Annotated in this window: 1 protein-coding gene; it reads right to left on the bottom strand. The window is 64.7% G+C overall.

Features of this window, described 5'->3' with window-relative positions; translation table 11 throughout:
- Positions 1–592: FAD-binding oxidoreductase (locus EN780_RS36825; protein ID WP_133372986.1), on the bottom strand; the 592-nt coding region annotated here is incomplete at both ends.

Here is a 592-nt window from a genome sequence, read left to right as displayed (position 1 = left end):
GATGAAGCTGCCGACGGAGATGATCCTGCGACGGAAATAACCGAAATTCGGTGTCGTGTAGGCACCGGTCGCCACCAGCACATTGTCGGCGCTGATCCGGCCGCGCGACGTGATCAGCTCATGCCTGTTGCCGGTCTGCTTGCGGTCCGTCACCCTGGTGTTCTCGTGGATCACGGCGCCGTGGCGGGCGGCGGCCGTGGCCAGACCTGCCACATAGCGGCCCATATGCATCATGGCGCTCCTCTTCGACAGCATCGCGCCATGGAAGGGCGAGCCGATCTCCGATTTGAGATCGGCCGCCGACAACAGCGCCGTATCCGGATCGACCTCGGCATGGAGGGCTTCGAAGTTGCGGGCGATCGCCTCGAAATGCTGCGGCTTGGAGGCGAGCTTCAGCTTGCCCGCGCGGCGGAAGTTGCAGTCGATGCTTTCCTCGGCGACCAGCGCCTCGATGGTATCGACCGAGTCGTCGAGCGCTCGGTACAGCGCGATTGCGCGTTCCTTGCCGAGTTCCGCCTTGGCCGAGAGGAAGCTATGGGCGAGGCCATTGTTCAGGTGCCCACCATTGCGCCCGGATGCGCCCCAGCCCACC

The sequence above is a fragment of the Mesorhizobium sp. M4B.F.Ca.ET.089.01.1.1 genome (genome assembly GCF_004022605.1).
In the GTDB taxonomy this organism is placed as follows: Bacteria; Pseudomonadota; Alphaproteobacteria; order Rhizobiales; family Rhizobiaceae; genus Mesorhizobium; species Mesorhizobium abyssinicae.
This window is presented reverse-complemented; position numbering and strand designations above follow the sequence as displayed.